This is a genomic window from Serratia sp. T13T92, from assembly GCF_047530105.1.
GTDB classification, from domain to species: Bacteria; Pseudomonadota; Gammaproteobacteria; order Enterobacterales; family Enterobacteriaceae; genus Chania; species Chania fonticola.
This window is the reverse complement of the sequence record NZ_JBLJAK010000099.1, coordinates 1-3,066: the sequence shown is the minus strand read 5'-3', so window position 1 is coordinate 3,066 and position 3,066 is coordinate 1. Positions and strand designations below refer to the sequence as shown.

Sequence of the window (3,066 nt, the reverse complement as noted above, 5' to 3'; positions counted from 1 at the left end):
ATGCGTTGCTGACGGCGCTGAAATCGCCGGACGACGCCATCGACTGGGACACGCTGCTGCCCTGGAAAATCACCCTACCTTAAACCCCACGACCGAACACTGTGGGGATTTAACGACGCTTACGAAATAATGGTCAATGGTACAACCCCATTTATCTGACAACGCCTCCATGACAGACTCATCTGGCGGAGACCAGGGCGTATCTATATCGATTTCCAACCAGCCGTATCCGCTGGTTATTTCAGCCTGACTGGCTGAAGGCCATTTGATGCCATAGTTAGCGCTATAAAAGTCATACGCACTCTGTACTTTCTCCAGCAGGCCACCATTGAACCCGTTGAGTTCACAGGCAAGCCTTGTGGGAATAATCAGAAGTAAATCAAACATTTCGCCTTCAGGCTCGGCTTCAAGCATATCGAACAGCTCTCCACGGCTAACCTTTCGCGACCACAAATGGATCCAGTCATGGCTTTTACTGCGCATCACGGCATCAACCCGCGCCTGCTCGGCAGCGGTCAAGTTATCCCACTTCAGACCGGCAAGCCCCGTTGCCCGGTAATACTGGTCAATATAATGACAACAGGACTTATCAAGCCACACATTGCTCTCCAGCATCTCGACCCATCCCCCGAAAGCGAGTGAGGCTTCTGTCGGCTCGGTGCTGCCATGCGCAGTCAGCGCGGGATACGGCAGATACTGCATCTCAATACCCGGCTTCAGTCGCCCGGCCACGCCAGCGATGAACATGCGGACACTCTGATTGATGGCACGTTTGTAATACGGGTACATCGTCCCGTTCGCCCAGGCTTCTACCTCGGCCTGCACACACGCAGGCACGGTGAGTTTAATTCGGTTGGCACACCAATTCGGCATCGTTCTTTCTCCCATAAAGGTTGGTGGATACGGCTGTCGCCGTGACCACGAACCAGACCGGGCGGTCAGCGGGGGAAACAAGGGCGCGCCCGCAAGCCGCAGCGCAGGCGAAAATCAGGGCTGAATGCGCTGATTTTTGACGTGAACGGGTGAGGAACGCGGCGAAGCTTCCCTTGTTACGCACGCAGCCCGGGCTAAGGTCTGGGCACGGCGTCAGCCACCCTGGGCACAAAACGTATCGCGGGAAAAATCACCTTCCGCTGGCACGGCGACAGAAGGCGACCGGTACGGGCGCGGCCTTTTTGACTCCGGATACCCCCGGCTCAACGCCGGGGGTATCCGGCAGGGGGAAAACGGGCCGCTGGGGAGCGACCCGGGAGTGCCGGGGATCAGGCGGCATGTACAAAACTGCGGAAGGCCTGCACCTGATCAGTAATGGCGTGGCGGGCTTCGTTTGCGACATACTGAATTTCTGAACGGCAGACCCACTTTCTTACCGGCTGCCCAGGGAGGATGACGACCTCACTGGCCCAGGACTCCGCCATCAGTTGGCCCGCACACTTCACCTGAAACCGGACGGAAACCACTCGCGCATTATCGTCCAGAATCATCCTGATATATTCCTCCAGAATGGCTTCATCCGTATCACAGTAGCCACAGTCGCACGGGTCTACAGCCACGGCTTCCAGGGTGATGTTCGCGGTCGCCCGAGTGAACAGGTTCTCATCATATTCTGCCGGGTACGTCCCTTCCGCGAGCTTATAGCCCAGCCTCTTCACGCTGTGACACAGACATTCATACTGTTCGCGCAGCGCCTGCAGCAGACGCTTTTCCAGCATTTCCATCTCATCAGAAAAGCCCTCAGCAACCAGTCGAGTATCCCAGGAAAGGCTGTACCAGCTTTGTGTCAGTTCGAGTTGCACACGAATGCCCTGCTCCCTCACAGCCGTGAATAACGCCCGCGCATTGCACCTGGACAGATAACGCTTCCCTCGCAGCCCCGGAATAATTCGAAGCAGGTCAGCACTGGAAAGAGTGCCGTGGAAAACCACCCCGTCGCTCTGACCCCACTGCTGGCCATATTCAAGGTGGAGTGACGTAGGCCAGTTCAAGGCCAGCAGTTCCTGCTTTGCCATGGTGTGGATCAGCGCACTGGTCAGGCTGTGAAAGGTCTGAAATGTCATCGTGTGTTTCCTCTGGTCATACAGGCTCACAGGGTCACCTCCCCGTCACGCGCGCCGTCGGAGAAGGCTTTCGCGTCGTCCGGGCAGTTAAACTCATAGCGCAGGCCTTTTGGATGCTCGGTGTTAAAGACATCCACGTAAAAACAGCCTTCACGCCCGAACAAGCCCGCCCAGTCAGGATCGCCTTTAACGCCCTGATACGTTGTGGTGATATTGAAATGTGCCAACGCGGCGGCGAACTCCGGGGATGAAATCAGCAGCTTATCCGTCAGTGCCTGCAGCAGGCTTTGAACTACCTGGCGATCGTTCATAAAATTCTCCTTCGCATGATGGTCTTAAAAAACTTTCTTCTGGCGTTCCTCCTTTCGAAGGAGGGTCGTTGTCTCTTGCCATGAGCGACGGTCAGCAACGGGCCATCAGGCAAAAGTCACGCTCCGGATGCAAAGCCGCAGCGCAAATGACTGACTGAAAAGGAAGGAGTGCGAACGGGTGCCGCAGCTGGCGGCTTGATTTTTGACGGCACGGTGCAACCGTTTAAGCGATGGCAGGAGATAACGTCTACACGGAAGGAGCACTCGGGAAGACAAGATGTGCGGTACAGGCCCGCCGGGGCGGGCATCCTTATGGGACCGGTCATCTGGCCAGACTGGCTAACGCGCCGGGGGCTTATGCCCCCTGAAAGCACCATGAAAACCGGGGCAACTGCCCCGGGATCTTCAGCCTTTGAGAAACCGACACGGTGCATCAATAACATCCGCCGTTCCCAGGCGCTCCTGCCAATTTCCGACATACCACATCGGCGTCCGGTAAGTCCGGCGAACGACTAGGGTCAGCGTGTTGCCAATCACAACCTCTGCAGGTATCCCCAGAAGGGACAGTTGCAAGGTAAGCGTCGCTGGAACCCCACCTGTTATTGCGTTCGCGATGTTGCCATGATCTTGTTCCCGATCATCAACACGGAGCAAACCCATGAGGAACATCCGCACGCCCGAAGAATGGCACGCCCTTT

General features: G+C 56.6%; 3 protein-coding genes. All 3 read right to left on the bottom strand.

The window, feature by feature from the left end; genetic code table 11:
* Nucleotides 1–69 precede the first annotated feature (69 nt).
* The 3 genes from ACMV5I_RS29275 to ACMV5I_RS29265 all read right to left on the bottom strand — a co-directional run bounded on the left by ACMV5I_RS29275 (nucleotide 70) and on the right by ACMV5I_RS29265 (nucleotide 2,368).
* On the bottom strand, nucleotides 70–873 hold the full coding sequence (locus tag ACMV5I_RS29275; protein ID WP_414825947.1) for a DUF1281 domain-containing protein: 804 nt from the start codon (nucleotides 871–873) through the stop codon (nucleotides 70–72).
* Between the two features lie 389 nt (nucleotides 874–1,262).
* Nucleotides 1,263–2,057, bottom strand: a complete 795-nt coding sequence (locus tag ACMV5I_RS29270; protein WP_414825946.1) for a hypothetical protein — start codon at nucleotides 2,055–2,057, stop codon at nucleotides 1,263–1,265.
* Between the two features lie 26 nt (nucleotides 2,058–2,083).
* On the bottom strand, nucleotides 2,084–2,368 hold the full coding sequence (locus ACMV5I_RS29265; protein ID WP_074032239.1) for a hypothetical protein: 285 nt from the start codon (nucleotides 2,366–2,368) through the stop codon (nucleotides 2,084–2,086).
* Nucleotides 2,369–3,066: the final 698 nt, after the last annotated feature.

Coding starts and splice junctions, on each gene's coding strand:
- ACMV5I_RS29265 (WP_074032239.1), bottom strand. CDS start 2,368: ATGAACGATCGCCAGGTAGTTCAAAGCCTGCTGCAGGCACTGACGGAT.
- ACMV5I_RS29270 (WP_414825946.1), bottom strand. CDS start 2,057: ATGACATTTCAGACCTTTCACAGCCTGACCAGTGCGCTGATCCACACC.
- ACMV5I_RS29275 (WP_414825947.1), bottom strand. CDS start 873: ATGCCGAATTGGTGTGCCAACCGAATTAAACTCACCGTGCCTGCGTGT.